The sequence below is a fragment of the Brevibacillus sp. genome, assembly GCF_003521185.1.
Lineage (GTDB): Bacteria > Bacillota > Bacilli > Brevibacillales > Brevibacillaceae > Brevibacillus > Brevibacillus parabrevis.
Map to the genome: position 1 here is coordinate 1 of NZ_DOTK01000047.1, position 17672 is coordinate 17672.

Annotated in this window: 14 protein-coding genes; 3 read left to right on the forward strand and 11 right to left on the reverse strand. The window is 53.1% G+C overall.

All coding sequences use genetic code 11. The features are described from left to right. Together DEP07_RS14445 and DEP07_RS14450 are read left to right on the forward strand one after the other, a co-directional pair. Nucleotides 1-4687 (forward strand): SpaA isopeptide-forming pilin-related protein (locus DEP07_RS14445; protein WP_287102645.1); only part of this gene is annotated, 4687 nt, incomplete at its 5' end. Between the two features lie 121 nt (nt 4688-4808). Further along, the gene (locus tag DEP07_RS14450; RefSeq protein ID WP_167470227.1) at nt 4809-4919 is read left to right on the forward strand and encodes an LPXTG cell wall anchor domain-containing protein; all 111 of its coding nucleotides are present in this window, start codon (nt 4809-4811) and stop codon (nt 4917-4919) included. Between the two features lie 77 nt (nt 4920-4996). Here the strand turns inward: DEP07_RS14450 and DEP07_RS14455 are convergent, their stop codons facing one another. Continuing rightward, on the reverse strand, nt 4997-5947 hold the full coding sequence (locus DEP07_RS14455; RefSeq protein ID WP_122962394.1) for an esterase/lipase family protein: 951 nt from the start codon (nt 5945-5947) through the stop codon (nt 4997-4999). A gap of 203 nt (nt 5948-6150) precedes the next feature. Here DEP07_RS14455 and DEP07_RS14460 point away from each other — a divergent pair, with 203 nt between their 5' ends. Further along, a complete protein-coding gene (locus DEP07_RS14460) occupies nt 6151-7785 on the forward strand; it encodes a family 10 glycosylhydrolase (protein ID WP_173598987.1) in 1635 nt (544 codons plus the stop codon). Nucleotides 7786-7857: 72 nt separating this feature from the next. Here the strand turns inward: DEP07_RS14460 and DEP07_RS14465 are convergent, their stop codons facing one another. From DEP07_RS14465 to DEP07_RS14510, 10 genes are all read right to left on the reverse strand, one after another. Continuing rightward, nucleotides 7858-8841, reverse strand: a complete 984-nt coding sequence (locus tag DEP07_RS14465) for an iron-hydroxamate ABC transporter substrate-binding protein (protein WP_173598986.1) — start codon at nt 8839-8841, stop codon at nt 7858-7860. 269 nt (nt 8842-9110) lie between these two features. Next, nucleotides 9111-10211 (reverse strand): nitric oxide synthase oxygenase, encoded by a 1101-nt coding sequence (locus DEP07_RS14470; RefSeq protein WP_173598985.1) that lies wholly within the window; start codon nt 10209-10211, stop codon nt 9111-9113. A 187-nt stretch (nt 10212-10398) separates the two neighbouring features. Beyond that, the gene (locus DEP07_RS14475) at nt 10399-11637 is read right to left on the reverse strand and encodes an MFS transporter (RefSeq protein WP_242773615.1); all 1239 of its coding nucleotides are present in this window, start codon (nt 11635-11637) and stop codon (nt 10399-10401) included. A 470-nt stretch (nt 11638-12107) separates the two neighbouring features. Continuing rightward, on the reverse strand, nt 12108-13013 hold the full coding sequence (locus tag DEP07_RS14480) for a hypothetical protein (protein WP_229049772.1): 906 nt from the start codon (nt 13011-13013) through the stop codon (nt 12108-12110). Nucleotides 13014-13040: 27 nt separating this feature from the next. Continuing rightward, nucleotides 13041-14015 carry a hypothetical protein gene (locus DEP07_RS14485; RefSeq protein WP_173598984.1) on the reverse strand — a complete coding sequence of 325 codons (975 nt, stop codon included), beginning with the start codon at nt 14013-14015 and terminating at the stop codon, nt 13041-13043. Then, entirely contained in the window at nt 14008-14883 is an 876-nt protein-coding gene (locus DEP07_RS14490; RefSeq protein ID WP_242773613.1) for a cell division protein FtsX, read from the reverse strand. Before DEP07_RS14490 ends, DEP07_RS14485 begins: the two co-directional genes overlap by 8 nt. Next, the gene (locus DEP07_RS14495; RefSeq protein ID WP_173597276.1) at nt 14880-15527 is read right to left on the reverse strand and encodes a cell division ATP-binding protein FtsE; all 648 of its coding nucleotides are present in this window, start codon (nt 15525-15527) and stop codon (nt 14880-14882) included. The genes DEP07_RS14490 and DEP07_RS14495 overlap by 4 nt, the downstream gene beginning before the upstream one ends. Beyond that, a complete protein-coding gene (locus DEP07_RS14500) occupies nt 15527-16132 on the reverse strand; it encodes a hypothetical protein (protein ID WP_122962386.1) in 606 nt (201 codons plus the stop codon). Before DEP07_RS14500 ends, DEP07_RS14495 begins: the two co-directional genes overlap by 1 nt. Beyond that, the gene (locus DEP07_RS14505; RefSeq protein ID WP_173597275.1) at nt 16129-16776 is read right to left on the reverse strand and encodes a phosphate starvation-inducible protein PhoH; all 648 of its coding nucleotides are present in this window, start codon (nt 16774-16776) and stop codon (nt 16129-16131) included. The genes DEP07_RS14500 and DEP07_RS14505 overlap by 4 nt, the downstream gene beginning before the upstream one ends. A gap of 49 nt (nt 16777-16825) precedes the next feature. After that, nucleotides 16826-17653, reverse strand: a complete 828-nt coding sequence (locus tag DEP07_RS14510; protein WP_217022051.1) for an ABC transporter ATP-binding protein — start codon at nt 17651-17653, stop codon at nt 16826-16828. Nucleotides 17654-17672: the final 19 nt, after the last annotated feature.

Genomic DNA, 17672 nt, shown 5'->3' on the forward strand with positions numbered 1-17672 from the left:
CGACGGCTCCGGCACCAACCCCGGCACAGGCACGGGCCCCGTCCCGGGCGACGGCTCTGTCCCGCCATCGCCAAGCGCTCCCCCGCCTGTCCTTGAAGTGCCTGTCCCACAAGGCGACGTCATAACCGAGAACATCATCACCAGCGTGGTTATGAAGGACAAAAACGGGAACAACATCGAGGAAATCCGACCGGACCAGGGATCGCGCGTTCAAATCGACTTCACATGGAAGCTGGAAGCAGGCCATGCTTATTCCGAAGGCTCTACTTTCTCCTTTCCATTACCGGACAAATTCAAAACAGACCGCGTCTTGACCGGAGACCTCGACGGAGGCTACGGAACGTACGAGGTGACAACAGACGGACAGGTCACTTTTACCTTCAACGATTCCATCAACGATGGGCAAGAGGTAGATAACGGCTACTTCTTTGTTTGGCGCGAGTTTGATGAACTAAAGTTTGAAGGGGGCACCAGACAGGAAATTGACTTCAAACTGGACGGAGTCGCCCTGATTCAGGTTCACTTCAAAAACAAAAACGACACTCAAATCAAAAAGGCAGCCAAAGCAAACAAAGGGATGAACGCCAGCGAAATCGACTGGACGGTTGATTTTAACCAAGGGGAGCACCCGATAAAAGACGCCGTATTTACAGATGAACTTCCAAACGGTCTGGAAATCGACATGACGTCCATCAAAGTGTACGCGCTGGAAGTAAATCTGAACGGCCTCGTCAATCAAAAGGGCGAAATCACTTCCTTTACCCCTGAAAAATTGACGACAGCCAACGGATTTACAATTAATTTCGGCGATATCAACAGCGCTTATCGAGTCACGTACAAAACCAAGATCACGGAAAGCAAAGATCAAACGTTTACCAACCAGGCCACTGTCACAGGAAGCAATCTTCCTGATGCCCTGAAAGACTCGGCAAGCGTCTCGGTCAAGTACAGCAAGCCCTTGACCAAAGGTACGCCTGACTACAAATCGGAAACCCAAACCATTACATGGTCGATCCAGTACAACTACAATGAGAAAACGATCCCGCAGGCCAACGCTTGGATCGCGGACACATTCGATACGAATCATCAGGAGCTTTTGCCTGGCTCTTTCACCGTTTATCAAATGAGCATCGACGATAACGGAAAGGCAACCAAGGCGGGAGCAGCTGTTACAAACTACACCGTAACGGACACTCCGACTGGCTTCAAGCTCCAGTTTGCCGAAGACGTGACAACAGCTTACGAGATCGTCTACCAAACCAAAGCGAAAAAGCGGGTCCATGAAGACAAATACACGGTGATCAACAAAGTGGAAAACAGCGCAGGCGATACAGCGGAAGCTCCAAGGGACATCAACCAGGAAATTTTCTGGAAATCGGCCAAAAAAGAACGGGTCAATTACGACAAGAAAACGATTGAATGGACCCTCTACCTCAACGGCGACAACTGGGAAATGGACGCGGGCCTGTTCATCACGGACAACTACGCAGGCCAGGGGCTGACACTCATCCCGGAAAGTGTGAAAGTCAGCGACTGGACGAACGAGCTGCAAAAAGACACAGACTACACGCTGGAACCGAATCCCGACTACGCAAAAGGCTTTAAAATCACGTTCATGAACAAACTGACCAAAAGCCATGTGATCACGTACGAAACCAGATTCGATCCAACGTCCAAAGACCGTCCGACCGCTTACAAAAACGAAGCTACGTTGAACTGGACCGAAAACGGTACGCCACAGACACCGATCACCAAATCGGCTACGGTCACTCCAGACCGCTACACCACGAACAACGGAAACAAGACGGGCACATACAACGCCAAGACGAAAGAAATTACATGGACAATCGATGTGAACTACAACCTTCACCAGATTTCCAATGCGATTGTGCGCGACTTTTACAGCGGCGAGCAAACTTTCGTGGACAACTCGCTGAAGGTTTACAAGCTGAAGCTGACGGGTGGAGCAAACGGTGTAGAAGTCGTGGACGAGGAAATCCCGTTCTCCAACTTCCAGAAGCTGAAGGAAAACGGCAACGACGGTTTTGAAATACACCTCGGCGAAATCAAATCCGCTGTCCGTATTACCTACAAAACCAACCTGGAAAATCTCCCCGTCCAGAGCGAATACACAAACAAAGCGACGTTGCACGACAGTGACACCTCTACCCCTCCGCTCTTCACAGGATCAACGACTGTGAAGCCGAAATACGGCGGAGATTACCTGCTGAAAACAGGCCGTCAAGGTACGGGAGCAGAATCTGAGTACGCATTTTGGAGCATCATGATCAACCCGAGCCAGTCGCAAATCGCGGCAGGTGCCCAGTTGAAGGATACTTTGTCTGCCAATCAAATTTTGCTGCAAGATTCCTTCAAGCTGTACACAACGGATGTCTCTGCCAACGGAGCGCTGTTCAAGTCGACTGAACTGGATGCGGCTGAATACACGCTGCACACAGAAGGCAATTCGTTTTCCATCACGTTCAAAAATGAACTGCACACAGCCTACATCCTCGAATACCAGTCGTTTATCAACGCTGACGACGGCGAAAAGATCGACAATGAAGCTTCTTTTGCAGGCAAAACCGTTGTCGGGGTCGACGATAAAGGGAATGAAGGCATCAAGGTGAAATTGTCCGGTGCAGGCGGCGGGGCAAACACACCGGGCAAAGGCCACATCCAAGTCATTAAAAAAGACGCTGACACGAAAGAGCCTCTGGCCGGGGCAGAGTTCGGGCTGTACGACAAATCGGGAGCGACTCTGCTGGAAAAAATCGTGACAGATGCCGATGGTCTTGCCCTTTTCAAAAATTACAAATACAAAACTTACAAGCTGAAAGAAATTTCCGCGCCAGCTGTCTACGTCATCCCGGATGAGTACCGCAGCGGCAAAGAGCTTATCTTGAAAGCTTCCGGCACGCCCGATCCCGCAGTCCCTTACACGCTGGAAATCACCGTGGAAAACAAACTGCTGCGGCAAGGTTTCGAGCTGACCAAGGTGGACTCGGAAAATGCAGCGAAGCAACTGGACGGGGCCGTTTTCCTGCTCCAGTTCGATAAAAACGGCACATTCGAAGACGTCGCTGAACTGACGACAGGACCGGACGGCAAGCTGTTCAAAGGTGATCTGCCAACAGGCGACTATCGTCTGGTAGAAAAAACAGCGCCGAAAGGGTACAAACTGGATACCACTCCGCAAACATTCACCATCGTTGCCAACCAGACGGAAATCGTGAAGCTCACCATGAAAAACGAGAAAAACGTCGGTTCGGTTGAACTGCTAAAAATCGACCACTTCACGCAGGAACCTCTCGCTGGCGTCACCTTCGACCTGCTTGACGCAGACGACAAACTGGTGCAAAGCGGATTGGCAACGAATGCGGAAGGCAAAATTACCGTTCCGAATCTCAAAGCCGGAAGCTACCAGTTCGTGGAGAAGACAACACTCCCGGACTATCAGCTGGCGGCTCCGCTGAAATTCGATCTGGTCGACGAAGGCACATTGACGCTTACTTTGACCAACAAACTGATTCCAGGCTCGGTCAAACTGACCAAAGTAAGAGCAGGCTATCCCAACCACAAGCTGAAGGGAGCCGTTTTCACCCTGGAGGACGAAAATGGGCAAACCGTCAAAGATAAAGACGGGCTGGAACTGAAAGAATTGACGACCGATGACAACGGCGAACTGATTGTGGAGAACCTCAATCCCGGAAAGTATCAGTTTGTCGAAACGAAAGCTCCGGCTGGCTACATGAGAACAAGCAAGCCAATCGCCTTCGAGATCAAAAGAAACCAGGTCCAAGGCAAACACGTGGAAGTCATCGCGGAAAACCAAGTCATTACAGGAATCCCGCAGGCAGGCTCCGTGGAATTGCTGAAAATCGATCACTTTACGAAGGAACCACTCGCTGGTGTCACCTTCGATCTGGTTGATGCAGACGGCAAAGTGGTACAAAGCGGATTGATTACGGATGCGAATGGCAAAATCCACGTTGAGAACCTTCAGCCTGGAACGTACAAATTCGTTGAAACCAAGGCGCTTGCCGACTATCAGCTGGCAGACCCTCTGCGTTTCGACTTGACCGCTGGCGATCCGCTCTCCCTCACTCTGACCAACAAGCTGATTCCAGGTTCAGTCAAACTGATCAAGGTCAAGGCTGGAAATGCGAATCGCAAGCTGGCAGGAGCGGTCTTCACCTTGGAGGACGAGAATGGCCGGACCGTGCAGGACAATCTCACAACTGACGAGAACGGCGAACTGATCGTCGAGAACCTCAACCCTGGCAAATACGAGTTCATCGAGACAAAAGCGCCAGCTGGTTATGAGAAAGACAGCACGCCGATCGCCTTTGTTGTCCAAAAAGGGCAAACCAAAGGCAAACACGTGGAAGTCGTTGTGGAGAACAAGGTAAAAACAGGCGGCGGTACCGATCCAGATCCGGAAGAGCCGACCAAACCTGAAAAACCCGAAAAGCCGGATAAACCAGACAAACCGGATAAGCCGGACAAACCGGATAAACCAGACAAACCAGATACTCCTGAGCAGCCAGGTACTCCTGAGCAACCGGGCACTCCGGGACAGCCAGGCACTCCAGGACAGCCGGGCACTCCGGGACAGCCGGGCACTTCTGGGCACTCCGGTACTCCTGGGCAACCTGCCCACACCCGAACAATCCGGCAACCCTGAGCAGACGAACAACGCCGGGCAGACAGCAAGCCCCGGCACTCCTGCCCAGCCAACCGAATCCGCAGGCTCGAAAAACGCCAACGTACAAAACAACGCGGACGAAGCGTTCCCAAGCGGAAATGTGCTGCCACAGACTGGCGAGGAAGCACCAACGGGCTATTTGCTCGCCGGAATCTCCTCCCTGCTGATCGGTCTTTCCATCCTGCTGTATCGCAGAAAGAGCGCCGTATAATTCAAAAAGAGGACTTGGGCCAGCTTCTCCTGGCTCAGTCCTCTTTTTCTTGCCTGCCCCCGTCCCCGTACATGCTGCTATCCCAGAAGCTGCCACAGGAGCGGTTCGCTTTTATACAAAACATCCAGATGCGATGCTTCCACGTAATATTTGTCACCTTCCAAGGCAAAAACGCTTTTTGCCATGACGCTGCCATCCCCGGCTTTGCTGTTGATCGAGCCTACTACTCTGCCATCGACCCATTTTGTCGGAGACAGCGATGGGACGGTGCGCAAGTAATGGATCGTTTCGTGCCCGACCCCAGCTACAACCGTGACGCGAATGTTGCGGTCGTAAATAATCCCCATCGTACGGTTAAGCAGATCGACATACTCATTTCTGACCACCATGCTGCTGTACGGGACGAACGATTCGACCCCGTTTTTCTTCTCCAGCAAGTAATCCCCATAGTCAGCCGCAGGCACCAAATCAAGCAGGCTCGGAAAATGTTTCTGGATCGCCTGCACCCGCTTGAACGGTCTTCCGTGCTCCAAATAAGCCAGATATACATTCATGTAAATCTCGACTACATTTCTTTTGGCATGGACCGAACGCGGGAGCTTTCCGCCAGCCCAATAGCAATAACTGATCGGAGAACCTGCGTTTGGCGTGGCAAAAACAAGCAGCTGGTCCACATCGTTTTGATACGCATCCCCTTGTACATACGACCTGGCTACCAGCCCGCCCATACTGTGGCAAACCAGATTGACATACGGCGAGCCGGTCTTTTGCTTCGCCCATTGGATAACAGGCACAAGAAATTGCTCGGCGGAGAGGCCGACAGGTTGACGCCAATCATAAAAGGCAACAAACAACTGCTCGTTTAAACGGTATCCCATATTTTCCAGCATACGAACAAACGGTTCATATGCAGTTCGCGCAAGTCCAAAGCTCCAGTCTCCGGTTCCCGGAATAATCTGATCGTTCATCGACCCAAACAGCCCCGGAACAAACACAATCGGCACCTTTTGTGAAAGAAACAAACTCATGCAGTTATTCCTCTCCCTAAAAAATGGCTATGTCTTTGCCTATTCCTCATCAGCTTGGATGGTTCCAACGACCTTATTTTTGTCGAAATGAACCGAATCGACTCAATTCTCCTCCCATTCCGCCGTAACAAAGCGATATAATAAGACGTCAAACGTTTAGTGAGAGTTTTGCCGCAAATATTACGTGTCGGAGGATTCACAAAATGAAGTTACGCAAGTGGTTCATGCTTTTGCTTATGTTCGTGTTGTGTATTCCAGCGATGGGGACATCTGTGCATACAGCGCAGGCAGCTCCTGGCATCAGCATCTTTTTGGACGGGCAGCAAATCAGAAGCGACGTCGCTCCGTACATCATCCCGAAAGTAAACGTCACGATGGTTCCTTTGCGGGTCATCAGCGAAAGTCTTGGCGCAGAAGTATACTGGGATCAAAACTCCCAGACAGCCACGATTTTAAAAGACAGCACGGTGCTGTCCATGACCATTAATCAGACTTACGCGCTCGTAAACGACAGCACGATCCCGCTGGATGCTTCGGTTCAAAACAGACAGGGCCGGGTTATGGTTCCTCTCCGTTTTGTCTCCGAACAGCTTGGCTTGCAAGTGAACTGGGCGCAGGAAACAAGAACGATTACGCTGCTGACGGGCAGCACAGCTGTCGTTACACCGCCGCCCGCAGATATTTCCGGCGGCAATAACGGTTCTGGTTCTGTACCTGTACCGACAACCCCGCCTGTCCAGAACGGTTCTTTGCGCGGTGTGTGGGTATCTACTGTCTACAATCTGGACTGGCCGTCGACTGGCTCCTACGGCAACCAGAGCAAGCAGCAGCAGGAATACATACAGCTTTTGGACGAGCTGCAAGCGATGGGCATGAATGCCGTATTCGTGCAGGTGCGTCCTTCCGCAGACGCCTTGTACCCGTCTTCACTGGTGCCTTGGTCCAAATACTTGACTGGCACCCAGGGGAAAAATCCGGGCTATGACCCGCTTGCTTTTATGGTCGAGGAAACGCACAGACGCGGCATGCAGTTCCACGCCTGGTTCAATCCGTTCCGCGCCAATGTAGATGCCAAAACCGACCAGCTGGCCGCTACGCATGTAGCAAAAAAGCATCCTGAATGGATTGTCAATTCCAGCAACAAGCTGTACATCAATCCGGGCATTCCGCAAGCCCGTCAGCAAATCATTGCCGAAATCATGGAGGTCGTGCAGCGTTACGACGTCGATGGTGTCCACCTGGACGACTACTTCTATCCGTCCAACGGCACTTTCAATGACGACGCGGCCTTCAAAGCCTATAACAGCAAAAAAATCGCGACCAAAGCCGACTGGCGCCGCGACAACATCAATCAGTTCGTCCAACAGCTGAACCAGTCGATCAAAAGTGCCAAGCCACGCGTTCAGTTCGGGATCAGCCCATTCGGCGTATGGCGAAACATCGCCGTCGATCAGACAGGCTCGGACACGAAAGCAGGGGTCACCGCCTACGACAACATGTATGCCGACGTGCGCACATGGATCAAGCAAGGATGGATGGATTATGTAACGCCGCAAGTTTACTGGAGCCTTTCCTTTGCACCAGCCCAGTACGACAAGCTCGTTACTTGGTGGGCAGACGAGGTGCGCGGAACCAACGTCAAGCTTTTCATCGGCCACTCTCCTTACAAGCTGGGAACAGCCGAGGCAGGCTGGCAAAGCTCGCAGGAAATTATTAACCAGTTGAACTTCAACGCATCCGTTCCGGAAGTGCAAGGCAGCATCTTCTTTAGCGCCAAAGATTTGCGCAAAAATCCGCTCGGTCTGCTGCAAGCTCTCAGCAGTTACTACAACCGTTAAAAACAGACAAACCCCCGAGCCGGGATCAGCGTTCTGCCGCTGTCCGGTTCGGGGGTTTTCTATTGGATTGGCCTAGTTTTGCGTCAGTTTTTCTACAAAGAAATCGAGCTGCGCGTCCAGCGAAATCGGGTCGTTAAAATACGAGCCGACGCGGTCGAGCTGGAATACTTTATTGTTTTTCACAGCAGGAAGGTTTTTCCATACGTTGTTCTCATACACGCCATCCGGATTGGTATCATCTCCAGACCATCCGCTGGTGAAAATGACATCACCCGCAAAGTCGGGAAGTGTTTCCAGCGAAACATCTGCCCAGCCCGTGCCAGTGTCGATGGCAACTTTTTGCGTAGCAGCCGGAGCCTTCAACTGAAATTCGCCGTAAATGATTTCGCCGCCCCTGCTGAAGTTGTGTCCGAAGGCGTAAATCCCTTTGGCGTAAGGCTGAAGGATGGCAACGGTTTTGTCTCCTACCGCCGCCTGTACTTTCGGTTTCAGATCAGCAATTTTCTTGTCCCAAGCCGCAATCCATTCATTGGCTTTGTCTTCTTTGCCTGTCATTTTGCCGAACTCTTGAAGCTGCTCGCGGAACGTTTTCTTGCCGTAAGGAACAGCAACGGTCGGAGCAATTTTGGACAACTCTGCCGTATTGGCATCGCCTTCAAACACGATGATCAAATCTGGACTCATGCTCAGCACTTTCTCAACGGAAGTACCGTCGCCAACGCTTTCCACGCCGTCCAGTTTGCCTTTCATGTACGGGTTTTGCAAGACGTGATCGGTAACGGCAATCGGCTTGATTCCCAAAGCCAGGAAATCTCCGGCGTAAATATCGGCAAGCACAACTAATCGTTTCACGTCCTTCGGAATTTTCACCTCTCCATTCGGAGCCTGGTACGTGATAAATTCACTGTTACTTTCGGTCGCCGCCGGAGCAGCCTTTTGTTCCTGCGCTGGTTGAGCGGCGTTATTGGCTGGAGCTTGTCCGCAAGCCGACAAAATCCCTACGAGAACCAGCATGATCGCCAGCAAGCTTGATTTGTAAAACCCGGTTTTGCGCAAAGTGAATCTCCCCCACCTTCTGTAATAATGATAATCATTATCGTTATGATTTTATCACATCTTACTGATTTCGCCACTGTTCTGTCGAAGAAAATCACTGTAAATCCATTACAGCTCTAACGCTGTGCAAGCTTCATGGCGGCGCTTTTCTGCCCGCATCGCGCCTTTACATCCAGTAAAAACCTTTGGATTTTGGGTTCGGCAATCTGTTGGCGGAGGCTTCCTCTTTACAAAAAAATGCCGCGAACCGTCGTCCGCGACATCTTCCATCACTTATTTTGGGGCCATTCCGGTTTGGTCTGGTAATGAAAATTCGGCGATTCCAGCTTGTTGTCGTACGCGCTGTGAAAAATGTGCGTAGCCGCAGGAGAAATCGGCGGAATCAGCCATGTCCAGTCTCCTGTAATGGCCCGGCCATTTTTTTCTTCTCTTTCCTCAAAACGTTTGAATTGTTGACTGGCTGTATGGTGGTCGACAATCGACACGCCTTTTTCCTTATAAGAATGCAGGACGGCCACATTCAGTTCGACCAACGCCTTGTCCCTCCAAAGCGTCGCTTCCCGGCTCGTGTCCAGCCCCATGACCTCTGCGACTTTCGGCAGCATGTTGTAGCGATATTCGTCTGCCAGATTGCGCGCGCCGATTTCCGTTCCCATGTACCAGCCGTTGAATGGCGCCGCCAAGTAATTCATGCCGCCGATCTCCATTCGCATATCAGCCACGATCGGCACGCCGTACCATTGCAAGCCAAGGTCCGCGAAGCCTGCTATTTCCGGATGAGTAATCGGCACTTCAATGACCAGTTCAGGTGGAATCTCGAAAAACTGCGGCTTGCGATCCCCGATCTGTACGACGAGCGGCAAAATGTCGTAGTGAGTGCCAGCGCCCTGCCAGCCCAAGCTCAAACAGAGCTTCGTCAATTCAATCGAAATCGGATCGCCCAGTACGCCGTACTCGGTTTCATATCCGGCATAGCGAATGAGCTGATGGTTCCAGATGCGCATGGCTGGGCGCTCTGGTGTCTCCGCCGCAAAGACGGTGATCGTCGGCCGGATTTTTCCGCCGTTCGTCGCGAACTCGATGTGTCGCAGCAACGCCTGCGCCATCTCTTCCTCTGTCTGGACATGGCGCTCGTCCAACACAATCAGCGACTCCCAGAAAAAGCGGCCAATGCACCGATTGCTGTTGCGCCAGGCCATTTTCGCCCCGTGACGCAACTCCTCCTCTGTATGCTCATAGTAGCCTTGTGACTCCATCTGCTGCCGGACTTGCTGCAAACGTCGCTCTGTCTCGGCCTCTGTTTTATTCAATTCGCTGTAGCAGGTGCGGATAAAGTGTTGAGCTGCTTCAATCCGTTGATCTGGTTCCATAGTACCCTCTTTCCCGCTGAAAGGCGCTTCCTCGCTGTTCATGTACACCTTCATTATAAATTTACAAGGCTTGCATTACCAATCTCACAGGCATTTCGACACATAACTGTAAAACCTCCATCCACTCCGTTGACACAAACACAGCCAAAGCCACCATGCGTGACCTTGGCTGCTTGTATGCACGTGATTACTGGCTCGCTGCGGATGCCTTCAGCTCCCTCACTGCCGGAAAGAGCAAGGGGCACAAGCCGATGAGCACAATGGCAATACCGGACAGCGAGAACCAGCTGTCCACCCCGATTGCCTCAGCTACCGGGCCTGCCACCAACAAACCAATCGGCGTTGCGATCAGCATCAGGCTGTTGACCAGAGACATCACTCGCCCCTGAACAGCCGGGTCGATCGTCGTTTGCAACAGCACCGCAAACGGGCCGCCAAACAATGGTCCCGATACCCCCATCAAGCCCGACAGCAGCACAAACCCGACAAATCCGGACGCAGGCAACAGCCCCGCGAAGAACAGTCCCGCTCCCAGCAACGCAATCCCGCCTGTCAACAAGTACACGCGATTTCGCTTGGCACCCCAGCTGCCCAAAAGCAGCGAGCCGACGAGCATACCTGCTGCAAAAGAAAACTCCACCACTCCGGCATGCCACGCCCCTTTGCCAAAATGATTCAGTACCATAAGAGTAAACAATGCCCCGACCGGCACATACACAAACGTCGTGAACCCGATTGCCGCTGTGATCACCAGCAAGCCTTTTGACTTCATCAGTTCGCGCAGCCCTGCCTTGATCTCGCTGCGCATGCCGCTCGCGCCTTCCTCCGGCGCGCTGCGCTCAGGATTCGGAATATGCACCATCAGCAAAGCGGCACTTGCCAGCAGCGCCCCCAAAACATCGAGCAAGAGCACTGCTTCCATCGAGAAATAGGCCAGTAAAAAAGCACCGAGCATCGGACCCGCCATGTGTACGGCAGAGGTCAGCGTCTGCATCCAGCCTTGCACCTTCATCAGCTGATCTTCGGGCGCGATCAGCGGGATGGAAGCTTGCATGGACGGCATGTGAAACGCGCTTCCGATCGAACGCAAGCCAAGAATCACGTAAAAGGCCCAAACAGGCGGCTCCATCCCGGCGAAAAACAACATAGCCAGGACAAGACTGACAAAGGCAATGAACATGTCTGCGGCTATCATGATTTTTTTGCGATCCAGCCGATCCACAATCGTTCCGGCAAAAGGCCCGATCAAAGCCTGGGGCAAAAAGCCGGCCATCGAAGCGATAGTCAACACCACCGCTGAACCTGTCGCCTCTGTCAGCCACCAGATGATACTGAATTGAACAACGGCACTGCCCAGAAGCGAGAAAGCCTGCCCGGCAAAAATCGTATAAAAAGTTCTCTTCCAACTGTCTTTTTTCGTATTCATATACATCCTCCTCATGTGGACATTCAAGTGCGGCATCCGTTTTTGGACGCAAAAAAGCACGGAGAACGTCCCGTCCGAGGGGGTGTCATTCGTGCGAAAGCTTGCTGCATCAAAGCACTTGAAAGAGCTGCCTAACAACGAATCAGGCAGGGAGCTTTGGAGGAATACGCAAGCTGACTATGCAGGCATGACAAATAACCCATCGAAAAACGGGCGAGTCGTCCGTGCCTGATTAGCGCATGCGTACATACCACATAACAGAACCTCCATCCAAACATGCTGAGTTACTGTCTATCCTAAGACGCGGCCTGCACCACTGTCAATCCATTTTCGACTTATGGATTAGATTGGCTTGATCTGTTCGGTCCGGTTCGCAAGAAAAAGCAGGGGCTTCGCCAGACCGCCCCTGACAAAGCCCTGTTTCGTTCGCTTTCCCTATAGCTATCCATAGCGCCATAGCGGCTGCGGCTTTATTTCCGTTTTCGCGTGAACAAAAAGCCGCCGACAAGCACGAGCAGAACGATTACGATCACCAGCGGAGCAAGCGATGACCCCGACTCGTCACTGCTGGCTGCCGCTTCATGACCAGCGTGTTCATGCTCGTGGTCTGCACTCGTCGCTTTTTTCGGTTGTGCGGAAGCATTGGCGCTTTGTTCAAACTGAATCAGCTGGAGCTGCGGCTGCGGTTTGCCTGCGACATTCATCAGCCACGCTTCCTGAATCGCCCTTCCTTCCCACTCTGCCGGGTCAACGGCGGCTTGCAGCACGCGCGGATGCGCCGACACGTCATACACGGCGCCAGATACAGTAAGCGAATACACTTTTGCAGCCTTGCCCTCTGCATCTTTTTCCTCGCGAACGCTCACTTTGTCCACTTTGCCTGTTGGCCCCGCGAGAAAGCCGCCCCGGTCGTACAAGCTTTTCCCTTCGGCTTCATCTTTTCTGTGCTCGAACACAAACAACGCAAATTGCTCGCGAGTCAGCTCACGTCCGGCATCCTGCACAGCCAGCTTGCCTGCAAAGTAAGCCTGATTGACGTCCGCATACGTGGCATTGCCGTCCAAAGAGGGCACGAGTCCTTTTGCCAAAGCTGCCGCTGTCACTTCTGTACGGGCCGCTCCGCTCTCTTGCAGCTTCCCGAACGTTCCCGCCCAATACGCCAGCTCTTCACGCGTCAGCTTCTCCTGCGGGGAAAACAGCGTCGAGCCGTGATGATCGTAAGGAATCACTCCCAGGCCGCTCAAATACACGATCTGCGACGTCGCCTTGGAATATTGCAGGTCGTCGTACAAGTTTTGCTCGTTGACGATGTGCGCCGATACCAGGCTCGGCAACAGCCATACCAGCATCGCCAACAAACACAAGCTCCTTCTCATGTCTTTCTCTCCCATCCAGATGATCTGCTAGTTTTGGCTATCTCCGGTTCGTACGATCAGCCCTCCGCTTGTTTGCTGGAGATAAAAGGGCGCCTGTACACGAGGCAATTGCAAAAGCTGTGCATAAGGAATGCGGAAGCCCTGCAATTCCTCAATCAATGTTTCCGGCATCAAAAAGCCGTTGAAAAATCCCGCCTCGAAAACCAGGGCAGCCGCATCCGAAGCATCTTTCAACACTTGTCCAATCAAAATCACGTGCAAGTCAGGCTTTTGAAACACCACGTACACGTGATCCGAACGGAAAAAGTAGCGCAGCTCGCTGCGTTCGTTGATCCAGCTTTCGTCCAGACGATACGGCTGGGAAGCGGTGCCCGTCTGAGTGGAAGCCCAGGTGGCTGCCTGCTGCTCCGTCAAAGCGCGGTCTTTTGCCAAAATGGCGAGCAAAGCCGGCTCCACCTCCGCCATCCAGTCGATATCCAAATAATTGGCGAGCTGCTCGATCGGCAGTTCCGGGTTGTCGGCGAGAAATGCGCCTCTGGCTTGAAGATTTTGCTCAATCATGCCAAGCAGCTTCTCGTGTCCTTCCAGCGTTTCTTTCGTGGCGACCAGTTGCTTGTAAGCCAGATACAGCTTGTCCAGCTCCTCCATGTATGCGTCCAGATTCCGCTCGATCAGCCATTGACTGCCGAGAATATCGACAGGCTCCTGTTGCTGCTGCAACAAGCTGACCCACGTATCCAATCCCATCTCACTGTAAAATTGCAGCTTGTCGACTGCTACCTTTTGATCCGCAACATAGCTTTTCTCAAGCTTGGCAATCTGCGGCGCAAGCCTGGCGATCTCTTTTTTGGTCTGAGCCACTTCTGCTTTCAGCCGTTCGGTGGTGCTCTCGTCGTTGACGGTCACGAGAAAATTCGCAAATGCGCCTGTCAAATGCGCATACGCCCCTGTCGCCCCCAAAAACAGCCCTGCCGCCACGAGCAGCATCAACTTTTTACGCATGATTGATCAGCTTCCTTGTCGAAGCATAGCTGGCTGACAGCCCTAGCAAAGAGCCTGCGAGCGCCATGCCTCCCATCATCTCGTACACCAGCTGCTGCGAGAAGTGAAACACCAGCGGGAACTGTTTTTGCAAAGGCAACAGCATGCCCGAAAAGAGCCAATAAATCGCTACGGCCGCAAGCAAGCTGCCAACGAAGCCAATCAGCCAGCCTTCAAACAAAAATTGCCCCCTGACATGCCACGGGTTCGCACCAAGCAACAGCCGGACGCGAATCTCCTGCTGCCTTTGATACAAGGCCAGATTCATCGCGATAAACACCATCCCGAAAGCGAGCGCGCCCAGACCAAGCAGCAAGCCCAAGCCGTACTTGTTCAGTTGGGCCGACCAGCGCAAGATCGTTTCGGCAAATTCCTGCGGATAGACGACTTTTGTGATGCCGTTCATCGTCTGCAATTGTTCCGCCACGAGCTTGATCTGCGTCTTGTCGCGCAGCTCCAGGCGGATTGCGTCCGGAATTTGACTCTCCTGAAAAGAGACAAGCAGGTGCTCCCGCCCGGCAAAAAATCCGGCCAATCGCTCCAGCATTTGCGCCTTTGTCTCGATTTCGACGGATTGAACGAAGCTTTTTTCCTGCAAAATGGCCGCGATAGCCTTCGTATCCGCAGCAGGGTCTACATACAGCTTCATGGCTACCTGTGACTCCAGATAGCCCATCAAATCCCCGACACCGAACCTTCCGAGCAACAGGATGCCCGCGATGAGCACTGCGACAAAAATCAAGACTGCCGCAGCCGCCGCAGCCCCTATGTTTCGCTGAATGCCTTCGCGCGCATCCCTGAGCATGTACATGCACGATTGTCTGTTCATACGACGCGTACCCGCCCCTGCTCCATCATCCACGTCTTTGCCGGAAATTGTTCAACCAGCCGCTCCGAATGGGTGACAATCAACATCGCCATGTTTTCCTCCACATGCAGTTCTTTCAGCAATTGCATCACTTCAAACGCTGTCTCGCTATCCAGATTCCCGGTAGGCTCATCTGCCAAAAGAATGCGCGGGCGATTCAGCAGGGCACGCACGATCGCAACGCGCTGCTGCTCGCCCCCCGACAACTGGTCAGGAAAGACATCCTTCCGATCCAGCAGTCCGACTCTTGCAAGCAGCCGCTGCGCTTCCGGTTCGATTTCGCCCCACCGTTTTCCGACGACCTCGCCAGCGAGCGCCACGTTTTCCATGACCGTCTTTCGCGGAAGCAGCTCGAACGATTGAAAAATGACGCCCATCATTCGCCTTAACTCGAATTTGCGGATTTGTTCGATCGGGACGGCATTAATATCGATGCGTCCCGCAAACTCGGTTTGCTCCCGGTACAAAAGCTTGAGCAGCGTGCTTTTTCCCGAACCCGACCGCCCCTGCAAAAAGGCGAACTCCCCTGCTTCCAGATGCAGGTCGAGGTCTTGCAGAATGACTCTCTCCCCGTAGCTCTTGCAAAGCTTTTGCAGCCGGATCATCAGACGTTCCCCTCTGCCAGCCACGGCAGGAAGCCGTCGAGAAAGCGTTCTGTCGCAGGCATGAAGTACGAGCCAAAATGAAAGTCCGGATCAAGCGTAGTGACGATCCACGTACCCGCTGTGCTCACCTTGTCGACATACAGGACGGCTCCCCCGTCTTCGGTCGAAATCAGCACCTCGGCACCCTCCGGCGGCCAGTACACCCCATGCTGATGCCAGGTCGCATCTGCCAGCGTAATGTAGGAAAACAGATCGTAGTCCGGCTTTTGCAGCACCAGCCCGCTCTTCGCGTTTTTGTCCAGCCACCACCAGAAGTTCGTCGGGCGAAGCTCCCAGTTTTGCCCCGGAATCCATTCGCGCGGCTGCGGACCGAAAGCGACGACAATCCCGCCCTTTTCCGCGAACTGTTTGATTTTCTCGCGCGATTTCATCACCAGTCCCATGTGCAGCTGCGAGGGAACCACCAGCGCATCGAACTCATCCAGCGACGTGTTCTCAAGATCAGGCAAGTAGATGAGCCTGTCGTAATACTTGCGGTACTTCGGCTCGTTCAAACTGCGAAAATGCTGCGAGCTGCCGCCGTACAAAGCTGCGATCTTTCTCATGCGTACGCTCCCCTTTCCTGAGGCTCCTGAAGCTGCCGATATTCGTTCCGCGCCCACTCGGTGAGTTGCAGCGCAATTCGTCCGGTCGATTTTCCCGGGTGATTGTAGCCGAACAAGTCATTTCCCGAATGGACGAGAATCGTGCCCTTCGTACTGTTCCGGTCGATATACGTAATCGGTTCTCCCCCCGGCAAGGTCAACAACACCTCAGCCCCGTCCGGCAGCGGATGATGACCTCTGGCGAAAAAGCCTGCAACACCCTTGTTGTACGTCATGTCGTACGTCTGCACTCCGGCAAAAATCGGATGCTCCTTGGCGATCGTCACATCATAGTCGGAATGATTGCGAATTTCTTTTGGCACAAAAGCAGACGCGCCCGGCAGCCACGGCAAAAACAGATTGCCGCTGAACACCAGCACTTTCCCTCCGTCGAGAAAATCACGAATCTGCTCTTTTTGCTTGTACAAAAGCTCCTGGTCGATCAGCCCGGTAATCACCAGGCACTTGTATGGCGACAAATCGTGCCCCGGCAAATCGTACACATCGATGAAGGAAAAAAAATCTTGATAATTCGGGTCTTTCAGACGCGGCTCCCCAAAGCAGCAGCCCGAATCGAGCATCAAAAAATCGGTTCGTTGATCCATGTATGCCTCCTCGTTCCTTTTTTCCATCAAGCAATCGAGTAATCCCCGCTCAAAACTGGTCAAGCTCCCGCAACGCCTCGATCAGCCGCAACGTAAAAGGATGCTGCGGGTTTTCCGTCACTTCTTCTGGCGTGCCCGTCTCCACGATCTGCCCCTGATTGAGCACGAGCAGCCGATCACAAAAACCTCGCGTCAACGCCAGATCATGCGTAATGAACAAATAAGCGATTTCATGCCGCTGGCTCAGTTCTCGCATAAGCCCCAGCAAATCGAGACGCAAGGAAGTGTCCAGCATGGAAGTCGGCTCGTCAGCCACGATGAGCTGCGGCCGGGTGATGAACGCGCGAGCCAAGCCCACCCGCTGGCGCTCCCCGCCTGACAGTTCATGAGCGTAACGGTGCATGTAACGCTCCGGTGACAGCGCAACTTCCCGCAAAGCTTCCCGGACCAGCTCCGTCCTTTTGGCCGGATCGTTCTTGTGCAGCCTGGCGATCACCAGCGGCTCTGCGACCAGCTGTTCAATCGTCATCCGCGAAGAAAGCGACTCGTACGGGTCCTGGAAAACCATCTGAATCGACCTCGTGGCTGCTCTGCGCTCTTTGGCTTTCATCGCCAGCAAGTCTTGGCCCTGGTAGATCAGCTTCCCCTTGTCCGCCTGCTCGATCCCGGCGATAATTCTCCCAATCGTGCTTTTTCCCGCTCCGCTCGCACCGACCAGGCCGACCGTTTCCGTTTGCCGAATGGAAAAGCTGGCGCCGTCAATAACCGGAGCAGCCTGCCTCGATGCGCCCTTGCTCCCGTAAGTTTTGTACAGCCCGGATACTTGCAACAACACCTTTTGCTGCCTCGTATCCCGCTCTTGTTTGTGCACTCCCATCCTTCTTGCCTCCGTGAAA